Source organism: Bacillus sp. BD59S (assembly GCF_007363175.1).
Classification (GTDB): Bacteria; Bacillota; Bacilli; order Bacillales; family Bacillaceae_G; genus Bacillus_A; species Bacillus_A pacificus.
Map to the genome: position 1 here is coordinate 1806287 of NZ_CP034686.1, position 18616 is coordinate 1824902.

Below are 18616 nucleotides of genomic sequence, written 5' to 3' on the forward strand. Positions count from 1 at the left end.
CATACAAAAAACATCTCATAATTTTATGAGATGTTTTTTAGTATGGTTCTGTCGCATGTATTATGACATCTAATAAACCGGGGAATCTAGCATTTAAGTCATCTTCACGAATTGAAATGAAACGTTGAGTTCCTTCAAGGCGTGTATACATAACACCGGATTCACGTAAAACTTTGAAATGGTGTGATAAAGTTGATTTCGCGATTGGGATGTTTAACGCGCCACAAGATTGTTCGTTTTTTTCTAGTAGCATAGTTACAATTTGTAAACGAATTTGATCGCTAAGTGCATATAGAACAGAAGAGAATTGAATTTCTTCTCGATTTGGATGATAGAGAGTACGCATTTTTTCACCTGCTTGTATAAGTTAATATATTTGCACTATAACATATAAAGTGGTATATTTCTATTGTTCTAATATATTCGAACAATAGAAATATAGGGGGAGAAAAAATGAAGTATACAAAATTGCAAAAGGCAGGACTACATATTTCAAAATTGGGGTTAGGAACAAACGCTGTGGGGGGACATAATTTATATGCTGATGTGAATGAGGGAGAAGGAAAACAATTAATAGAAGAAGCTATGGGGCAAGGGATTACCTTTATTGATACAGCAGATTCATACGGTTTCGGCAGATCAGAAGAATTGGTAGGGGAAGTATTGAAGGGAAAACGTCATGAAGTTGTACTTGCTACAAAAGGTGGAATACAGCCCTTATTAAATGGAGAGGTTTATATGAATAATGAACCAAGCTATTTAAGAAATGCTGTGGAAAATAGCTTAAGAAGATTGCAAACTGATTATATTGATTTATATTATTTACATTTTACAAATCCAGAAACAAGTTACATAGATTCAATTGGAGAACTTACTCGCCTAAAAGAAGAAGGGAAAATTCGTTCAATTGGCATATCTAACGTAAACGTAGAGCAATTAAAAGAAGCGAATCAGCATGGACACATAGATGTTGTACAATCACCGTATAATATGTTAGATCGTACTGCTGGGCAAGAACTTTTGCCATATTGTATAGAATCAGGTATTTCATTTATTCCTTACGGGCCTCTTGCTTTTGGGATACTAGGCGGTAAATATACAGAAGATTTTAAATTGAATAAAGGAGATTGGCGTCAAAGTGTAAATCTATTTGAAGAGAATACATATAAGAGCAACTTTAAGAAAGTTGAAAAGTTAAAAGACATAGCTAAAGAAAAGGATCTCGAATTATCGCATGTAGCTTTAGCATGGTTATTAAACCAAAAAGGAATTGATACTGTTATTCCTGGTGGGAAACGAGCGGAGCAAATAAGAGAAAGTGTAAGAGCGGTGGAAGTTTCATTGAATGAAGATGTCATGAAAGAGATTGAATCTATTTTAGAAGATTAGTTGAAAGGAGGGATAATTCCCTACTTTTATATAAAAGGAGAAGATTTAAATGAAAAGAGTACTAGCTGTATTCTTTACAATCATGTTTATGATCGGTACAGATACTTTCTTAATTTCACCACTTTTACCCACATTACAACAGGTGTATCATATTTCAACTGAGTTGTCAGGGTGGATGGTGAGTTCATATGCTTTAGGATATGCTGCATTTGCACTTATCGCTGGTCCTATATCAGATAGTTTAAACAGAAAAAAAGTGATGGTAATAGGAATGAGTTTTTTTGCGTTAAGTACGTTTTTATGTGGAATTGCACCGAGTTTTCTATGGATGTTAATATTTAGATTTTTAGCAGGTGTAAGTGCAGCCTTTGTATCTCCACAAGTGTGGGCATCTATTCCACTGCTTATAGAGAAGGAACAAATTGTAAAGGCAATTGGGATTGCAACAGCAGGATTGTCACTCTCTCAAATTTTAGGACTGCCAGTTGGATCATATTTAGCAATGATACACTATACAACACCATTCTTCATCATTGGTATATTATCAGCACTACTTGTTATTCTTATTTATGGAGTATTACCAGAAATACAACCGGTTCATATAAGGGAAAAGAAAACAAATATCTTAAAGCGCTATAAACAATTACTTTCAGATTCTAAGGTTTCTCTTTCTTATTTTGCATATTTTGTTTTTCAAACTGGTAATTTTGCTGCATTTTCATTTTTTGGTGTATGGCTTTCCATTCAATTTGGCTTACAAATTGATGAAATAGGAACAGCTATGCTCGTATTAGGATTAGGAAATTTAACTGGTAATATTTTTGGACATAGAATCGTAAATAAAATTGGTTATAACCTTTCATTCTATGGTGGAATTATATTTACAGCAGTTCTATATGCATTACTTCCTCATGTAAACAACATTATAATTGTGGAGTTATTATTCTTTATTTTGTTTTTTGTGACAGGAATTTTGTTTGTATTAATGATGAGACACTTACAAAACATATCTATCGTAGCAAGAGGAACAGGAGCGGCTCTAGCTAATGCTTCTATGTATATTGGTCAAATGATTGGAGCGGCAATGGCAGGAATGTTATTTGCAGCATCTCACAATTTTATATTTGTAGGTAGTTTTACTGCGTTATTATATATTTTAGCTTTATTTCTGTTTAGAAAAAGTGAAAGACTAACTGAGAATCGTGAAACAGGAATTGCGTCATAAAGTCTTTACAAATAAAAAAAGCCCAAAAATAAAAATCCCTATAGAGATAGGGATTCATATATCGGCATATAGCTCCTTGGAAAAGGATATACTGAGTATAACATATAGGACTACTTATAATTGTGAAATAGATGTGAAAGTAATGTGAAAAATAACATAATAAAAAGCACTGTTTTAGCTAATGAACTAAAACAGTGCTTTTCTCTTTGATTGAACAGTTGCTGCATTTTCATCATGTATGCCTGCATCTTTAATAATTCGTTGTTTAGCTTTATTTAATAGATGGTTTACTGCTTCTCCAAAATAGTTAGCTTCGCTTTTTGTGCGGGCTTCTCGTAAACATTTATAGTTTTCTAGCAGTTCCTCTTTTTCAGTGTCTGTTAAGAAATCTTCTATTTTCTTTTTTGTCATACGAAACACCCTTTCTTCTGACAAACGACGCAATAGAAAATATTTATTGTTTATTATAGCAATAATTTTCAAAAAAAGTATAGACTAACGTCGCAATAATTTGTCAATTTCTTGAATCTTCTCATCAGCTTTCCCGATTTGCGTATTTTTAGCCTGTTCGCCACCAAGAGCTTGATGTAGTAAAAAAGTCTGACCGGAAATAGCAGTCACAATGGATACTTTTATAATTTCTTTTATTAAGGTGACATCAAATAAAACGAGTCCAAGAAGTGCAGCTAGACTACCAGTGAAAATATCAGTCAAAAACCCAAAGTGAAAAAAAGTCTTCAAACGGCGTGGAAGCAATAACTTACCTTGGTTATTGATTAGATGGGAAACGAAACCGGTGATGCCACCAACGAGTATAGCAGTTAGCCATTGATACATTTCCATCGAATCCACTCCTTTTAGTGAATAAGATTCGATTATTTTATATTGATTCCTTTTAATATTTCATAGAAGCATATTGAGAAAGTTTGTTTGGGGGTATTACGTATTCAATTTAATTATAACAGAAAAATCTGATATATTTCAGTCTATTATATGAAGCTGTTATTCCTTAATATGAATACAGAAAGGGGTGCGTGATATGAATATAGATTACCGAATAAGAAGTGTGGATGGTTATACAAAAAATATAGGGGAATTAGTAAGCATGCTGGAGCATACGAGGGCTGTAACATTACAGGAAATAAACAATCTATCAGTTGAGCAATTAGATTCAATTATGCCAAGTGGAGGGAATTCATCGGAGCTTTATTAAAGCATATTGCAGCTATTGAAAAAGCACATCAGCTTATTTCATTTGAAGAGCGTGACTTTACAAAGGAAGAATTAGAAATATGGGAAGACGCACTGTATTTAGGCGAAGTGGGGAGAACAATCCGTGGTCATGAAATGAAGTATTATGTACAACTTTTACAGAGTGTTCGAGAAGAATCCCTGCAGTATTTGAGTAAACAAGATGATGCATGGCTAATGTCAGAAAGAAAGTGGCCTAACGGTGTAGCGCATAACCAGTACTATTTGTGGTTTCACGTGCTAGAAGATGAGATTAGTCACCGTGGGCAAATTAGAATGATGAAAAATAAATTATTTGAAAATTACGTTAAATAAGGTAGCTTTTTAAATAAATATTCCATATAATGAGAGTAATTAAAATGAGAACGGGGTGATGTATTATGGCGAAAATAACTTATATGAATCATAAACCAAATACAAAGGTGGATGGAAAGGGCGATACTATATAAGTGAGCGCACGATCCTTCCACTTAGCTTACACTAGGGAGGATATAAATTTGAATCAAAATATTTTAGAATTGTTCGGCTGGGATTCTTTCTTTGAGGAACAAGCTGTAGAGAACTTTGAGGTAGGGCGTATTTTACTTGAGCATAAGCATATATATCGAATTATTTGTAATGATGGTGAATATATGGCAGAACTGTCTGGAAAGTTTCGGCATGAAGCAGTAACGAAGGGAGATTATCCAGCAGTTGGTGATTGGGTGTATATAAAGAAAATAGAGAATGAAAAGAAAGCAATCATTCATCGTATTTTTCCAAGAAGAAGCTCTTTTTCTAGACAAGAGGCTGGTAATCGAACGGAAGAACAAGTAATAGCAGCAAATGTAGATTATCTATTTTTAGTAAATGCACTTAACCATGATTTTAACGTAAGAAGAATGGAACGTTATTTACTCTTAGCGTATGAAAGTGGTGCAATGCCTGTAATTGTTTTAACAAAGAGTAGCTTATGTGAGGATATGGAACAGAAAATTGTTGAAACGGAAGCTGTGGCAATTGGTGTTCCAATCTTCGTCGTTGATAGTTTAGAGCATACTGGCATTGAATCGTTGCAGCAATTTGTTACTGCAGGAAAAACAATTGCTTTAGTCGGATCATCCGGGGTTGGAAAATCTACTTTGTTAAATGCACTTATAGGAATTGAAGTAGCAAAAACGGGAGATATTCGTGAGGAAGATAGTAAAGGAAGGCATACGACAACTCATCGTGAATTGTTCCGATTACCGAGTGGTAGTTTAGTTATTGATACTCCGGGTATGAGGGAGTTGCAGCTTTGGGAAGGAAGCGATGCAATTCAAACGACATTTTCTGATATTGAAGAATTAGCAAAAACATGCCGTTTTAGGGACTGTAAACATGAAAATGAGCCAGGGTGCGCAGTGCATAATGCAATTGAAACTGGAATTATTACGATAAATCGTTTGCAAAGCTATAAAAAATTACAAAGAGAACTGGCGTATTTTATGAGAAAACAAGATGCTATTCTTGCAAGAGCAGAGCGTGACAAGTGGAAGAAGATTTCCAAACAACATAAAAAAATGTAAGAAACCAAAGGAATATTCCTTTGGTTTTTTACATTTGTAAATTTTATAATAATATTATTCAAATATATAGACAAATAGAATTTATTTGTTTAAACTTTACAAAGTATTCATCATAATAGGTTATGAAAATAATAATTCGGGAATGGGAAATATTTATAATTCACAAGATTTACCTTATAAAATTGAAAAGCAGGAGGTTTGTAATGGGTAGACTATTAAATTGGTTTCGTGATATGAAAGTAGCAAAAAAACTACTAATTTCATTTTTCATCATTTTAATTGCGGCTGTTTCTATTATCGGAGGTATGTCTTATCAAACAGCTAAAAAGAATTTTGAATCACAAATTACGAGTAGTGCTCACGACAATATAAAAATATTAGATAATTTAATCAATCAAATGATTGAGGCAAAATTTAATGATATAAATAATTTTGCGCGAGTGATTCAAGGGAATATGTATCAAGGGGAAAATCAAGATGAATTAAGAAAAATGCTTTCTCAATATATCAATTTAAATAAAGATATTGAACAAGTATACGTTGCTGGAAATGATAAGAAATTTGTGCAAGAACCAAATATACAAATGGCAGCGGACTATGATCCAACAGAACGTTCTTGGTATAAAGATGCAGTGGCAAAACAAGGTGGTATTGTAATTACTGAGCCGTATAAGGCGAAAGGCAATGGACATATTGTCGTAACGATTGCAAAACAAACAGAAGATAAAAACGGTGTTGTAGCAGTAGATTTAAGTTTAGATAATTTATTAAAAACAACAAAGTTAATCAATATTGGTAAAAAAGGATATGCTTTCATTTTAGATGGGAAACAAAAAATAATTACGCATCCTCAAGAAAAATCAGGAGAAAAAGCAGCTGATTCTTGGGCAAATAAAATTTATGAAGATAATCATGGCGCTTTTTCATATACGTATGACGGTAGCGAAAAACAAATGGTATTTGCTACAAATGTAAAAACAGGTTGGAAAATCAGTGGGACGATGTACTCAAATGAAGTAATTGAAGCTGCGCAGCCTGTATTTTATAATATGTTAATTGTTATGTTCATTTCATTAGTTATAGGCGGGGCACTTATTTATTTTGTGACACTTTCTATAACGAAGCCATTAAAAAGATTAGTTGTTACTTCTAAAGAAATAAGTGAGGGAGATCTAACGCAAACCATCGAAATTCATTCTAATGATGAAATTGGTCAACTTGCAAAAGGATTTAATGAGATGACTGATGCATTGCGAACGTTAATCGGAAGAATTAATACTTCGGCTGGACATGTTGCAGCAGCATCAGAAGAGCTAACGGCAAGTGTAAGACAAGCGAGTGAAGCGACTGAGCAAATTACAATGGCAATGGATGAAATATCGAGCGGGGCAACAACGCAAACGGCAAGTGTAGAAAATGGTGCAATGTTACTATTTAATGTAACAGAAGGAATTCAGCATGTAGCAAATAGTTCATCATCAATTAGTACGGCTTCTGCGCATACTCGTGAAAAAGCAGAAGATGGTGGAAAACTAGTAGGAAAAACAGTAAATCAAATGCAGTCTATTGCAGAATCTGTTTCACAGTCAGATGAAGTTATACAGTTATTAAATAATAAATCAAAACAAATTGGTGACATACTAGAAGTAATTGAAAATATTGCAGATCAAACAAATCTCCTAGCTTTGAATGCGGCAATTGAAGCTGCAAGAGCAGGAGAGCACGGAAGAGGATTTGCAATCGTTGCAGATGAAGTACGTAAATTGGCGGAGAAGTCTAGCGTATCTTCTAGTGAAATTAGTAAATTAATAAGTGAAATACAAGATGACATGAGTAAGACGGTAAAATCAATGGGGCATGTAAATGAAGAAGTTCAATCTGGACTTGTAATTGCGAATGAAACGAAGCAAAACTTTACTGAGATTTTACAATCTACAAATGAAATTGCAGTTCAAATTAAAACGATGGTTGAAACGGCTAATGGAATGTCAAAAGGGGCAAATGAAGTATCTATTTCAGTAGGTCAAATTGCAATGACGGCACAGAATAATGCGACGAGTACCCAAAACGTTGCAGCGTCAGCAGAAGAACAACTAGCATCCATTGAAGAGATTAGTTCTGCGGCTGGTACATTATCTCAAATGGCTGAAGAGTTACAAGGGTTAATTGAAAGATTTAAAGTTTAGCAGAGGACAGGCAACTCCAAAATAGTAGTATGCTATTTTGGAGTTGCCTGTTTTTATTATATAAAAGTAAATGGGGATGGAGAGTATTTTTATAATATTTAAAGGTATATTTTATATAATATTTGTCGAAAAATAGAGGTATTTGTTAACTTTGTGTATAATAATAATAATCATATAGAATACAAATAAAGGAGATAAATATGGGAGTGTACTGGGGTACCAAAAGACATTCTTGGCTTAGTTATGTCTCATTTTGGTTAAGTATTTCATTTTTTATTGTTTTTCTAATTGAAGTGTTTATTTTAAAAACACTTTCGAATAGTTCGGTACAAATTGTTAAATATTTTTATTTTATATTTGTACCAATAAACATCTTCCTTAGTTTAAAGTTACTTTTGAAGAAGAATGAAAAGAAAGCATTACCTATTTTTAGTTTCATTGTATCATTATTATTTACTATTTTAATACTAGTATTAGCGTTAGCAGCTACTGGGAAATTCTTTTAAGGAGAGTGATATAAGTCACTCTTCTTTTTTTATTGCATGGAAATAATAAATTGGAGGATGGACAAAGAAAGCATTTACTTAAGTTTGATATGATTTGAAAGCTTTAGAAGGGGATTAAGAAATGCATTAAGAGACAATCCAGAAAGTAATGCAGAGAATCAGGTGTTTTATATACAGTTATGAAGCAAATGAATACGGTAAGAACGGCGATATATGGTACAATACATATGGATAGTGATAGAGATAAAGGGTATATAAAATACTCATCGTTTTTTAGTAAGAGAGGGGTTATCTTATGCTATATGAGGATTTGATGACATTATTTCAAGCAGCTCCGAAAGAAGAAGGTAGAGGCGGCTGGAAATATATAATCCAGGAACGAAATGATAAATATGAAATTGTTGATGAAATGTTGAAAAATCAAATGAGTGTTGAATTGTATTTTAATGAATATGATGAGGTGAAAATCACTTTATATAAAGATGGAATGCCTATTTCGACGATGCAAAGAATTGCGATTTCAAAAGTTGAATTAGACGAAGAGGAAGAAGGGATTCAATTCGTTTTAGAACGTATGCCTAGTCGGATGATTCGGTTGCAATTAAAGCCGTATTTAGCACTCGAAATGGCGCCGTACTGGGAAGTATGTGCTGATTGTGAATAAAATATAAAAGAAGCATCCAATAACATGGATGCTTCTTTTATGTTTTTTGCAGTTGTTTAAAAGCAATAATCGGAAGTAAAATGATGCTTACCCACCCGATTATAGGATATAGAATGTGGAGTAATTCACTGTAGCCAACGTAACTAAAGCAATAGCTTATTAGTAAAATGAAGAAAATAATATTGTTACTTTTCCAACCAGTGATGGACTGCATTTGTTTTGTCATGCCGAATGCGTTGCCAACTAAAGTTGTGAACACTTCACCGAAAATGATAAGAACAAAGAAAAAGTGAAAAGTTGCATTGAATTTTCTGATGACTTCAGCCATTGGGATATTATATTGATAAAATTGATCGACTGATAAGATAGCTAAATGGCTGCATAATAAAATTAAAGAAAGTCCTGCTCCGCCTAAAATACCCCCCCATAAAATGGCCTTTCGATCTTTTACTTCACTGGCTAACGGGACGAGAACGCTTTGGGCGAGAGAAAGATTTAAGGCGACATATGTAATAGGACTAGTTATCCACTTCATATTCCAACTTTCTGCAGGAATAGTGTTACTAATAGGTGTTGTACCGTGAATAAAAGTTGTAATAGCAAGTCCGATAATAAAAATCATCATAATAGGTACGACAAGTGTATTTACTTCAAAAACACCCTGCAATCCGCGACTACTTATCATGAGACAGGCGATCACTGTAATGAAAATACCGAGTTGTCTTGGTAAATGAAGTTGCTCTTCAAATACCGCCCCAGCTCCTGATAACATAACGCTCGTTACACCGAATAATACGAGTAATAATAGTGTGTTTACCACATTTCCAAATACATCCCCAAATAAATATTTGTTAAATTCCTGCGCTGAAAATGCACCGATTTGTGATGAAAGTAACATCATCTTTGTGCCAAGCCAAATAAAAAAAAATCCACTTACACATATGCCAATTGTTCCATAAAATCCGTTCACTGTAAAAAATTCAACAATTTCTCGTCCAGTAGCAAATCCAGCTCCAACGACTGTTCCAATATAAGTAGCAGCGACTTTCTTTGCTACTTGCCATTGTTGATTGTCCATGTTATCCCTCTTTCTACTACGATGAGCTTGATTTACTATTATGCATATGTAGGAGCTTGGACAATTAGACGTATGAAGTGTTTGAAAACATACATGAATTAATAGATATTAGGGAAGTATTAAAGGTGTTAAAACTTTGTTACATATGAACTAATCGTTCAAAAGGATAGGGAATGTATGGTAAAATGTAATTGGGTTATTAAAAGATAGTCATTACAAAATGATAAGAGGAGTGGATTGTATGAGTACGAAAGCAAATGTTGTTGAAGTATTAAACAAGCAGGTAGCAAACTGGAATGTGTTATATGTGAAATTACATAATTATCACTGGTATGTGACAGGACCACACTTCTTTACATTACATGAGAAATTTGAAGAGTTTTACAATGAAGCTGGAACGTATATTGATGAATTAGCAGAACGTATTTTAGCATTGGAAGGTAAACCGCTAGCGACAATGAAAGAATATCTTGCTACTTCTAGTGTCAGAGAAGGAACAAGCAAGGAATCTGCAGAAGAGATGGTACAAACATTAGTGAATGATTACTCTGCACTTATTCAAGAATTAAAAGAAGGTATGGAAGTTGCTGGTGAAGCTGGGGATGAAACATCAGCGGACATGCTGTTAGCAATTCATACAACATTAGAACAACATGTATGGATGCTAAGTGCGTTCTTAAAATAAAGTGAAACTTTAATCAGTGGGGGTCTTACTGCCCATTAAAGCGGGATAAATATAAGAATATAAAGAAAAAAGTCATTGAAAAATTCTTTCAATGACTTTTTTGTGATTTTTCAGTTTTCTTTTATGCTATAATATAGTAAAAAGGAGGCGATGCGATGTTTCGCTTTTTCAAAACTGGAAAAGAAGAGCGTGAAATTACGAAAGATGAATTGGAACAAGCGATGGCCAAGTTTCTAGAAAAGAATGCTAATATCGTTTATACAGTATTAGTAAATGATGATTATACAGTAAATTATGATTTGTTAAAGCCATATTTACCTGCATTTCCAACAAACCTTTTTCTTATTACGAAGGAAACGCTTGAGGTATTTGAACATACAGAAGAAAATCTAAACCTAGTTAAAGAAATTGATATCGTACAAAAGGCAGTAGATCAATATGTAACAGAAAAAGAAATGTTTCCAATTGTAGAAGGTAGTGAAGATCGCCTCATATGCGGAATGAAACTAGGACCTTACTTAGATCGTATATTAAAAAGAGACTTATATATTTCAGAAAAACATTATTTAGTTTCAAGTAAACCAGATAGAAAAAAACAAAAGAGTGGATAGATATATTGAAAACAACAATAAATATATTGTTGTCTTTTTTTGTTTATAAAAATATTGATTTTTCAGTTTATTAAACTTTATACTAAAATCATTGGACGAAGAGGAGTAATGATTAAGTACTATTAGCGTGAGTTATATATAGTGATTACAAAATAGTAAAAAGGTTTGAGAAATACATATTATAAAAGAATATGGGGGAATGGGTGTATGAAAAATAGTATGACTTACATTCAATTATTAAATGAAACGTTACATCGTTATGCAAATAAAGGAAGTTTGGAAGCATACACTTATATAATGGAGCATGCGAAAGGCATAGTGGGGAATGAGGCGCAAATATATAATTTCAAATATGCACTAGCGGGTGCAGCAGGACTTGAAGAAGAAGCGATGAATTTAATGAAGGAAGCCATTATAGAAAAGGGTTTTTGGTATGGAAATGAATATTTAATTACTGACGACGATTTAAAACCACTACATAAATTTGAAGAGTTTCATAAAATGGTTCAATTATGTAAAGAGAGAGAAGAATTAGCAAAGAAAACAGAACGAGCAGACGTGAAATTTATAGATGGTAAGAAAAAAGAAAAACTATTTATTGCAATGCACGGAGATCAAGAAAATATAGGAATAGTAGAACCATATTGGAAATCTGTTTTGGATCAAGGTTATACGTTGGCTTTACCACAGTCTTCGCAAATTCAGTTTTCAGATGGGTTTGTTTGGGATGATATACATAGAGGGAAAGCGGAATTAAAAGAGCATTACGTTAATTTTAAAGAAAATCATACAGTAGAAAGTGTAATAATTGGTGGCTTTTCTGCTGGTGCAAGAGTAGCTTTGTATACAATTTTACAAACAGATATAGAAGTAGATGGTTTTATTTTTATCGCGCCGTGGCTTCCGGAGATTGATGAATGGAATGAGTTGTTGGAAGTGCTACAAGATAAAAATATAAAGGGATATGTAGTGTGCGGGGATCAAGATGAAGATTGTTTCGAATGTACGCAGCAATTTGTACAAGTATTAAAAGATAAGAATATAGAACATAAGTATAAAGTTGTGTCCAATTTAAATCACGATTATCCTAGGAATTTTGAAGAGTTATTAGAAGAAGCTATTAAATATATAGAAGACAAAAGTAAAAACTAGTAAGAAAGGGAGATGCATCATAATGGATGCATCTCCCTTTTATCATTATAAATGAAAAGCATTCGCTAGTAAGCGATAAGAATTTAATTTATCTTCAAATCGATGAGTAATTGTGACAATCATAAATTCATCAGTATTGTACGCTTTGCTTAAGTTTACGATTTGTTCTTTCACAGAAGATGGATCACCGACGATCATACGTTGACGATTTTCTTTTATACGGAATAAATCATAAGCGCTATATGAATAATTTTGTGCAGTTTCAATAGAAGGTGTACCAGTTGTACGCTTTCCTTGTTCTAGTAATAAGATTGATAAATCTAAACTAGAAGCAATTTTTTCCGCTTCTTCATTTGTTTCTCCACAAATAACAAAAATGGAGACGATTGATTTTGGTTTATCTCCTAAATAGGAAGGTTGGAATTGTTCCTGATAAGCCTTCATTACTTCAGCGCCACCGTATCCGTTGATGAACTGTGCGAATGCAAAAGAAGCACCTTGTTTTGCCGCAATCATTGCACTCTCTCCACTAGAACCGAGCATCCACATCTCGGGAGATGTTGGAATTACAGGAGTAGCCTTTAAATTTGCGTAATGATGGTTTTCGGGTACTTGATCATGTAAGTACATTGCAACATCTGCAATTTGTTCTGGATATTGATCAAGTGAGACCATTTTTCCTTCTTGTAGTGCGCGAGTTGCAATTGGCATACCACCAGGTGCTCTGCCGACACCAAGGTCAATACGATTTGGATAAAGAGCTTCTAAAACGCGGAAATTCTCGGCAACTTTATACGGGCTATAGTGTGGCAACATGACACCACCCGAACCGACTCTCATCCGCTCCGTTTTCGCTGCAATATGAGAAATAAGTATTTCTGGACTTGAGCCAGCAAGGCTTACAGAATTGTGATGTTCTGATACCCAAAAGCGTGTATATCCAAGTTTTTCAACTTCTTGCGCAAGCGTAACTGTATGTGAAAAAGCTTGGGCTGCCGTACTACCATCTGAAATAGGGGATTGGTCTAATACACTTAATTTGATCATAGAATATACCTCTCAATCTTAATGTACATCCTATTATATATTTACTTACGAAAAATGCGTAATGAAATGCTCAAAATAAAAAGTGGATAAATTACATATCCACTTTTAACGTGAAAATCCTCGTTCATAATGATTCATTTCGACTACATTTAGAATATATTCGTAGTTATCAATCTCAAGTTTTAGTTGTTCACGTTCTTTTTTAGATAGATGCATATTACTAAGTTTGTTGCATAGCTGTTGTTTCTTTTCTTCTAAATACTTCTTTGTAGCATTGTAGTCGTAAGTTGGTTTCATTTTCAACCACTCCTTATTTGCTGTTGCTATATTATACGAAGCGTAAAGAGATGTGAGAGCTATTTCTTATGTGTTTTTAGTGAATATTCAATTTGCTCTGTTGTTATGTTTATGGAATTTTATGAATAAAATGCACTAAACGACTAATGCCCATTTGATGAAGTAAGGGGTGGAATTGTGCAGAAAGATATAATGTATAACACAGAGATGGATGAAGCATTAAAAATTATAGATAAAGGATTAAAGAAGACGACGAGCCCGAAGCAAATTATTGTAGTAGGGGCTGGCATGGCTGGATTAGTTTCGGCATCTTTATTAAAAGCTGCGGGACATGAAGTGAAGATTTTTGAAGCAAACAACCGGGTAGGTGGCCGCATAGAGACAGTTAGAATGGAAGATACCGGTTTATATTTGGATGTAGGGGCAATGAGAATTCCGTATTCGCATACATTAACGATGGCATATATAAGAAAATTTGGGCTACAGGTGAGCCCTTTTATTAATAGGAATGAGACTGATATTATTTACGTAAACGGCCGAAAAACGATATTAAAACAATATGAAAAAGATCCAAGTATATTAAAGTATCCTGTGGAAATGAATGAAGTTGGGAAAACGTCTGAGGAACTATTATTGTTAGCGGTGCAGCCTATTATAAATTTTATTAAAAAGAACCCAGAGAAAAATTGGGATGTTGTAGTAAAGGATTTTGGGAGATACTCTACAGGGCAATTTTTAAAGTATCATCCTTATCAATATAATACATATTTCTCGCCGGTAACAATTGAGATGATTGGTGTTCTGTTAGATTTAGAAGGTTTTTTAGAAAGGTCATTCGTTGAGACAATGCGTTTTTTATACATTATGCAAGAGGAGAGCGGATTTTGTGAAATAATAGGCGGGAATGATAGATTACCAAAGTCTTTTTTACCACAATTAGAGAAAGATATTATATATAATCAAAAATTAATGAAGCTACATCAACATGATAATGGTGTGACAGCTTTCTATCGAAACGAAAAAACGTTTGAATATAGTAGTATTACAGGGGACTTAGTTATTGTTACTATTCCATTTTCGACAATGCGGTTTGTAGAAGTAGATCCATTTGATTCTATATCTCATGAGAAATGGAAAGCAATTCGTGAATTGCATTATATGCCTGCGACAAAAATAGGAGTTCAATTTAAAAGTAGATTTTGGGAAGAACAAGGACAATTAGGTGGCAGAATTATAACGGATTTGCCAATTCGTTACGCCTATTATCCAAGCTATGGAATTGGAGGAAAGGGACCAGCAATGATGCTAGGAAGCTATACATGGTCATACGATGCGTTGTTATGGGATGGATTATCAAAGGGTGACCGTATTTATTATACTTTACAAAACTTAGCAACGATATTAGGTGATCAAGTATATGATGAATTCTTATCTGGTATATCAAAAAGTTGGACGTTGGATCCATATGCACTTGGAGGATTTGCTCTATTTCAGGCAGGTCAAGAATCAGAGTTGCAACCAGCGATTGTCAAACCAGAGGGAAGAATATTCTTCGCTGGAGACCATACGACGTTATATCACGGATGGATACAAGGGGCGATTGAATCTGGAGTTCGTGTAGCGGTAGAGGTGAATGAATAAAAGGTGTAAAATTCAGAAATTTATTTACTATATAGTTTGAGATGGATATTATTATATATAAAAGAGTTATAGGGAGTGTTTACAGTGGAGCCATTATTATTCGATTTTCCTTCTGAATTTTATACGGAAAGGCTATTTATTCGAATGCCGAGACCAGGTGACGGAAAAGTTGTATATGATGCCATTCAAGCTTCTATGAAAGAATTAAAACCATGGATGGTTTTTGCACAAAAAGAGCAAACAGAGGAAGAAGTAGAAGTGAGCATTAGAAAATCGCATATTCAATTTTTACAGCGTGAGGACTTAAGATTACTAGTTTTTTCGAAAGAAACAGGTGAATTTATTGCATCAGCTGGATTACATCGCGTTAATTGGAATATACCACAATTTGAAATCGGATATTGGATTGATTCAAGATTTAGTGGAAAGGGCTATATGGTCGAGGCTGCGAAAGGCATAACAGATTATGCTTTTTCTGAACTGAAAGCAAACCGCGTAGAAATTCGTTGTGATTCTTTAAATAAGAAGAGTAGGGCGATCCCTGAGAAATTAGGTTTTAAATTAGAGGGTGTTTTAGAAAGTGCGAGTGTTGCAGTAGATGGAAACGGATTAAGGGATATGTGTGTATTTGCGATGACTAGAAATACATATGAAAAAGAAGAGCTGTAGAGAAACGGCTCTTCTTTTTGTGCATTATGGTACAGGATGTCCGTTAGAGCTTTCGAAAATTGTAAACCATTGTTGACGGTCTAAGTTAACTTTTGTAGCAAGAGCGGCTGTTTTAACACGATCTAATTTACCAGAGCCGATGATTGGCAACATTTTAGCTGGATGTGTAAGTAACCAAGCATACATAACCGTATCGATACTAGAAACACCTAGCTCAGTAGCGACTTTTTGCACAGTTTCACGTACACGTACAGCACGTTCTGATTGACCAGTAAAGATTTCTCCGCCAGCAAGAGGTGACCAAATCATTGGATTGATTCGTTTTTCCTGACATAAATCAATTGTTCCCTTTTCAAAATGCTCAAGCTGCAGAGCTGATACTTCAATTTGGTTCGTAATAAGCGGGAAATCTAAGTATGAACTTAACATATTGAATTGGGAAGGTAAAAAGTTAGATACACCAAAATGACGAACTTTTCCTTCTTGTCTTAAGCGTGAGAACGCTACTGCCACTTCATTTGGATCCATGAAAGGATCAGGACGATGGATAAGTAATACGTCAATATAATCTGTATGTAAATTTTTAAGTGAAGCTTCTGCACTTTGAATAATATGTTCTGCACTAGTGTTGTAGTGAGCAACATAACGCTCTGGAAATTTCGGTGATGGGGGAGCGATTCCACATTTTGTGATGATTTGCATGTTTTCACGTAAGGAAGGCTTTAGTTGTAATGCCTCTCCGAACAGTCCTTCACACGTATAACCACCATAAATATCAGCATGATCAAAAGTAGTAATTCCCATATCCATACAATCTTCGATGAAAGAAAGTAATTCTTGTTTCGTCATATTCCATTCTGCTAAACGCCAAAAACCTTGAATAATACGAGAAAATTCGAGTGTTTCGGCCATTTGAACTCGTTCCATTATAAGTACCCCCTTGATGAATGATTATTATTTTGAAAAGGCTTTCTTACTACATATTATTATATAGTTAGAGGGGCGTACAAACAATAAATATGTTTTGCTATAAAAACGATTTTTTCTATATGCTATAATGTAGAAACATATAGCTAGAAGGAGAGGACGAAATGATTCCAGTAACAATATTAACTGGTTTTCTTGGATCAGGGAAAACGACATTATTAAATCGTATTTTATCAGAGAATCACGGTCAGAAATTAGCGGTGATCGTAAATGAAATCGGGCAAATTGGTATTGATAATCAGTTGATTATGAATGTTGAAGAAGAAATTATGGAAATGACAAACGGCTGTTTGTGCTGTACTGTACGTGAGGATTTACTCGTTGCGTTAAAACAATTACTGGACGTAAAAGCAGAAGGGAAAATGGACTTTGATGGATTAGTAATTGAAACGACTGGTCTTGCAAATCCAGGTCCTATTATTCAAACATTCTTTTTAGATCCTGTTATTCAATCTGCATACCAAATTAATGGTGTTGTAACAGTAGTAGATAGTTATCATATACATAAACATTTTGAAAAAGGGCTAGAAGCAAAAGAACAAATCGCCTTTGCTGATGTTGTATTAGTGAATAAGTTAGATTTAATTGAAGAGAGTGAAAAAGAAAATCTTTTGCATGAACTTCAAGGAATAAACCCGACTGCAAAGTTAATTCAGTCGACTAATTGTGATGTGGATATTCCATCGTTACTACAAATTCAAACGTTTAAAACGAAAGATACGTTACAAATTTATCCTCATACAGAGCATAATCATTTAGAAGGTGTAAAATCGTTTGTACTACGCGAAGAGCGTCCGTTAGATTTACAAAAACTAAATGAATGGATGTCAGCTGTCGTTCAAGAACTAGGTGAATATTTATATCGCTACAAAGGAATTTTATCAATTGATGGAGTAGATAAACGCATCGTTTTCCAAGGTGTGCATACACTGTTTGCTGCATCATATGATAGAGAGTGGCAAGAGGGCGAAGAACGAGTAAGTGAAGTTGTTTTCATTGGAAAAGATATTAATAAAGAATGGTTCCAAGAACATCTCGAGGAGTGTGTGAAATAAGTCTGCGTTTATTGCAGGCTTATTTTTTGGACTTAACTAAGTGTTTTGTAGAAAAATACTAGATTGCCAAAAACGAAGGACTAAAAAAACCTGTTTTCACAGGCTTGTTTGTTTATCTAAAAGTAACTCCATTACAACACCTACAACAGGGCCTTCATCATCAATATCGCCATTTAAACGGAAGCCAAATGACTCATATAATCCCATTGCAAGTTTGTTGTCTGGGTGTAAACTTAAATAAATTGTTTTACATTCAAATTTATTTTGTAAGAATCGAATAAGCAAGCGAAGGAAACGTTTTGCGTATCCTTTTCCTTGATATTGTTGGTCAATCATAAAGCGGTCTAACCATACGCTTTTACGTTTTTCACAATGCCATCCATACATTGCGTATCCTACAAGTGTTTCTCCATCATATAAACCTACTGACGTTCCGTTTCCCTCATATAATGATTCTGCTAGAGAAAACGCATTGCTTTCAATAAATTGCTGCTGGTCTTTTGCGACGTTTAAAGCAGCTACCGAACGCCAATTTTTTTCTGTTACTTCACAAATGTGAAGAGTCATAATTCCAACTCACCTTCTAAATTAATATAGCTTAAAAGCTAATATGGATAATTTTACTT

The 18616-nt window shown here is 34.1% G+C and carries 20 protein-coding genes and 1 pseudogene; 13 read left to right on the forward strand and 8 right to left on the reverse strand.

The window, feature by feature from the left end; genetic code table 11:
• Positions 1 to 37 precede the first annotated feature (37 nt).
• Positions 38 to 346, reverse strand: coding sequence for an ArsR/SmtB family transcription factor (locus EKQ63_RS11320; RefSeq protein WP_001259915.1), 309 nt, complete (start codon positions 344 to 346; stop codon positions 38 to 40).
• Between the two features lie 107 nt (positions 347 to 453).
• Between EKQ63_RS11320 and EKQ63_RS11325 the strand changes: the two genes are divergently transcribed.
• Together EKQ63_RS11325 and EKQ63_RS11330 are read left to right on the forward strand one after the other, a co-directional pair.
• A complete protein-coding gene (locus EKQ63_RS11325; RefSeq protein WP_087952857.1) occupies positions 454 to 1389 on the forward strand; it encodes an aldo/keto reductase in 936 nt (311 codons plus the stop codon).
• A gap of 49 nt (positions 1390 to 1438) precedes the next feature.
• Positions 1439 to 2614, forward strand: coding sequence for an MFS transporter (locus EKQ63_RS11330; protein ID WP_087952855.1), 1176 nt, complete (start codon positions 1439 to 1441; stop codon positions 2612 to 2614).
• Positions 2615 to 2800: 186 nt separating this feature from the next.
• On the opposite strand, the gene EKQ63_RS11340 is transcribed toward EKQ63_RS11330, so the two are convergent.
• Together EKQ63_RS11340 and EKQ63_RS11345 are read right to left on the reverse strand one after the other, a co-directional pair.
• Entirely contained in the window at positions 2801 to 3025 is a 225-nt protein-coding gene (locus tag EKQ63_RS11340; RefSeq protein WP_000162601.1) for a hypothetical protein, read from the reverse strand.
• An 84-nt stretch (positions 3026 to 3109) separates the two neighbouring features.
• Positions 3110 to 3457, reverse strand: coding sequence for a DUF4257 domain-containing protein (locus tag EKQ63_RS11345; RefSeq protein WP_000426313.1), 348 nt, complete (start codon positions 3455 to 3457; stop codon positions 3110 to 3112).
• 196 nt (positions 3458 to 3653) lie between these two features.
• Between EKQ63_RS11345 and EKQ63_RS11350 the strand changes: the two are divergent.
• The 5 genes and pseudogenes from EKQ63_RS11350 to EKQ63_RS11370 all read left to right on the forward strand — a co-directional run bounded on the left by EKQ63_RS11350 (position 3654) and on the right by EKQ63_RS11370 (position 8768).
• Positions 3654 to 4180: pseudogene (locus EKQ63_RS11350) on the forward strand (DinB family protein).
• A 182-nt stretch (positions 4181 to 4362) separates the two neighbouring features.
• Positions 4363 to 5412 carry a ribosome small subunit-dependent GTPase A gene (gene rsgA / locus EKQ63_RS11355; RefSeq protein WP_142940683.1) on the forward strand — a complete coding sequence of 350 codons (1050 nt, stop codon included), beginning with the start codon at positions 4363 to 4365 and terminating at the stop codon, positions 5410 to 5412.
• 203 nt (positions 5413 to 5615) lie between these two features.
• Entirely contained in the window at positions 5616 to 7598 is a 1983-nt protein-coding gene (locus EKQ63_RS11360) for a HAMP domain-containing methyl-accepting chemotaxis protein (protein WP_143881039.1), read from the forward strand.
• Between the two features lie 200 nt (positions 7599 to 7798).
• Positions 7799 to 8104 carry a hypothetical protein gene (locus EKQ63_RS11365; RefSeq protein WP_000539568.1) on the forward strand — a complete coding sequence of 102 codons (306 nt, stop codon included), beginning with the start codon at positions 7799 to 7801 and terminating at the stop codon, positions 8102 to 8104.
• A 295-nt stretch (positions 8105 to 8399) separates the two neighbouring features.
• Positions 8400 to 8768 (forward strand): DUF3979 family protein, encoded by a 369-nt coding sequence (locus EKQ63_RS11370; protein ID WP_087952850.1) that lies wholly within the window; start codon positions 8400 to 8402, stop codon positions 8766 to 8768.
• A 37-nt stretch (positions 8769 to 8805) separates the two neighbouring features.
• On the opposite strand, the gene EKQ63_RS11375 is transcribed toward EKQ63_RS11370, so the two are convergent.
• Entirely contained in the window at positions 8806 to 9846 is a 1041-nt protein-coding gene (locus EKQ63_RS11375) for a YkvI family membrane protein (protein WP_143881040.1), read from the reverse strand.
• 241 nt (positions 9847 to 10087) lie between these two features.
• Here EKQ63_RS11375 and EKQ63_RS11380 point away from each other — a divergent pair, with 241 nt between their 5' ends.
• The 3 genes from EKQ63_RS11380 (at position 10088) to EKQ63_RS11390 (ending at position 12294) form a co-directional block, all read left to right on the forward strand.
• The gene (locus tag EKQ63_RS11380; protein WP_087952846.1) at positions 10088 to 10531 is read left to right on the forward strand and encodes a Dps family protein; all 444 of its coding nucleotides are present in this window, start codon (positions 10088 to 10090) and stop codon (positions 10529 to 10531) included.
• Positions 10532 to 10686: 155 nt separating this feature from the next.
• Complete coding sequence (locus tag EKQ63_RS11385) at positions 10687 to 11142, forward strand: DUF3939 domain-containing protein (protein WP_087952845.1); 456 nt, start codon at positions 10687 to 10689, stop codon at positions 11140 to 11142.
• Positions 11143 to 11349: 207 nt separating this feature from the next.
• The gene (locus EKQ63_RS11390) at positions 11350 to 12294 is read left to right on the forward strand and encodes an alpha/beta hydrolase (RefSeq protein WP_087994526.1); all 945 of its coding nucleotides are present in this window, start codon (positions 11350 to 11352) and stop codon (positions 12292 to 12294) included.
• Between the two features lie 45 nt (positions 12295 to 12339).
• On the opposite strand, the gene EKQ63_RS11395 is transcribed toward EKQ63_RS11390, so the two are convergent.
• Positions 12340 to 13341, reverse strand: coding sequence for an LLM class flavin-dependent oxidoreductase (locus tag EKQ63_RS11395; protein ID WP_087952841.1), 1002 nt, complete (start codon positions 13339 to 13341; stop codon positions 12340 to 12342).
• A gap of 105 nt (positions 13342 to 13446) precedes the next feature.
• The gene (locus EKQ63_RS11400; protein WP_000805517.1) at positions 13447 to 13638 is read right to left on the reverse strand and encodes a DUF3896 domain-containing protein; all 192 of its coding nucleotides are present in this window, start codon (positions 13636 to 13638) and stop codon (positions 13447 to 13449) included.
• Between the two features lie 177 nt (positions 13639 to 13815).
• On the opposite strand from EKQ63_RS11400, the gene EKQ63_RS11405 reads away from it, so the two are divergent.
• Both EKQ63_RS11405 and EKQ63_RS11410 read left to right on the forward strand, forming a co-directional pair.
• Complete coding sequence (locus EKQ63_RS11405; protein ID WP_140168472.1) at positions 13816 to 15279, forward strand: flavin monoamine oxidase family protein; 1464 nt, start codon at positions 13816 to 13818, stop codon at positions 15277 to 15279.
• A gap of 84 nt (positions 15280 to 15363) precedes the next feature.
• On the forward strand, positions 15364 to 15948 hold the full coding sequence (locus tag EKQ63_RS11410) for a GNAT family N-acetyltransferase (RefSeq protein WP_143881041.1): 585 nt from the start codon (positions 15364 to 15366) through the stop codon (positions 15946 to 15948).
• A 24-nt stretch (positions 15949 to 15972) separates the two neighbouring features.
• Here the strand turns inward: EKQ63_RS11410 and EKQ63_RS11415 are convergent, their stop codons facing one another.
• A complete protein-coding gene (locus tag EKQ63_RS11415; RefSeq protein ID WP_143881042.1) occupies positions 15973 to 16875 on the reverse strand; it encodes an aldo/keto reductase in 903 nt (300 codons plus the stop codon).
• Positions 16876 to 17039: 164 nt separating this feature from the next.
• On the opposite strand from EKQ63_RS11415, the gene EKQ63_RS11420 reads away from it, so the two are divergent.
• Entirely contained in the window at positions 17040 to 17990 is a 951-nt protein-coding gene (locus EKQ63_RS11420; protein ID WP_143881043.1) for a CobW family GTP-binding protein, read from the forward strand.
• 96 nt (positions 17991 to 18086) lie between these two features.
• Here the strand turns inward: EKQ63_RS11420 and EKQ63_RS11425 are convergent, their stop codons facing one another.
• Positions 18087 to 18557 carry a GNAT family N-acetyltransferase gene (locus tag EKQ63_RS11425; RefSeq protein ID WP_143881044.1) on the reverse strand — a complete coding sequence of 157 codons (471 nt, stop codon included), beginning with the start codon at positions 18555 to 18557 and terminating at the stop codon, positions 18087 to 18089.
• Positions 18558 to 18616 lie beyond the last annotated feature (59 nt).

Coding starts and splice junctions, on each gene's coding strand:
- EKQ63_RS11320 (WP_001259915.1), bottom strand. CDS start 346: ATGCGTACTCTCTATCATCCAAATCGAGAAGAAATTCAATTCTCTTCT.
- EKQ63_RS11415 (WP_143881042.1), bottom strand. CDS start 16,875: ATGGAACGAGTTCAAATGGCCGAAACACTCGAATTTTCTCGTATTATT.
- EKQ63_RS11365 (WP_000539568.1), top strand. CDS start 7,799: ATGGGAGTGTACTGGGGTACCAAAAGACATTCTTGGCTTAGTTATGTC.
- EKQ63_RS11330 (WP_087952855.1), top strand. CDS start 1,439: ATGAAAAGAGTACTAGCTGTATTCTTTACAATCATGTTTATGATCGGT.
- EKQ63_RS11390 (WP_087994526.1), top strand. CDS start 11,350: ATGAAAAATAGTATGACTTACATTCAATTATTAAATGAAACGTTACAT.
- EKQ63_RS11360 (WP_143881039.1), top strand. CDS start 5,616: ATGGGTAGACTATTAAATTGGTTTCGTGATATGAAAGTAGCAAAAAAA.
- EKQ63_RS11425 (WP_143881044.1), bottom strand. CDS start 18,557: ATGACTCTTCACATTTGTGAAGTAACAGAAAAAAATTGGCGTTCGGTA.
- EKQ63_RS11420 (WP_143881043.1), top strand. CDS start 17,040: ATGATTCCAGTAACAATATTAACTGGTTTTCTTGGATCAGGGAAAACG.
- EKQ63_RS11325 (WP_087952857.1), top strand. CDS start 454: ATGAAGTATACAAAATTGCAAAAGGCAGGACTACATATTTCAAAATTG.
- EKQ63_RS11340 (WP_000162601.1), bottom strand. CDS start 3,025: ATGACAAAAAAGAAAATAGAAGATTTCTTAACAGACACTGAAAAAGAG.
- EKQ63_RS11380 (WP_087952846.1), top strand. CDS start 10,088: ATGAGTACGAAAGCAAATGTTGTTGAAGTATTAAACAAGCAGGTAGCA.
- EKQ63_RS11395 (WP_087952841.1), bottom strand. CDS start 13,341: ATGATCAAATTAAGTGTATTAGACCAATCCCCTATTTCAGATGGTAGT.
- EKQ63_RS11375 (WP_143881040.1), bottom strand. CDS start 9,846: ATGGACAATCAACAATGGCAAGTAGCAAAGAAAGTCGCTGCTACTTAT.
- EKQ63_RS11345 (WP_000426313.1), bottom strand. CDS start 3,457: ATGGAAATGTATCAATGGCTAACTGCTATACTCGTTGGTGGCATCACC.
- EKQ63_RS11400 (WP_000805517.1), bottom strand. CDS start 13,638: ATGAAACCAACTTACGACTACAATGCTACAAAGAAGTATTTAGAAGAA.
- EKQ63_RS11385 (WP_087952845.1), top strand. CDS start 10,687: ATGTTTCGCTTTTTCAAAACTGGAAAAGAAGAGCGTGAAATTACGAAA.
- EKQ63_RS11370 (WP_087952850.1), top strand. CDS start 8,400: ATGCTATATGAGGATTTGATGACATTATTTCAAGCAGCTCCGAAAGAA.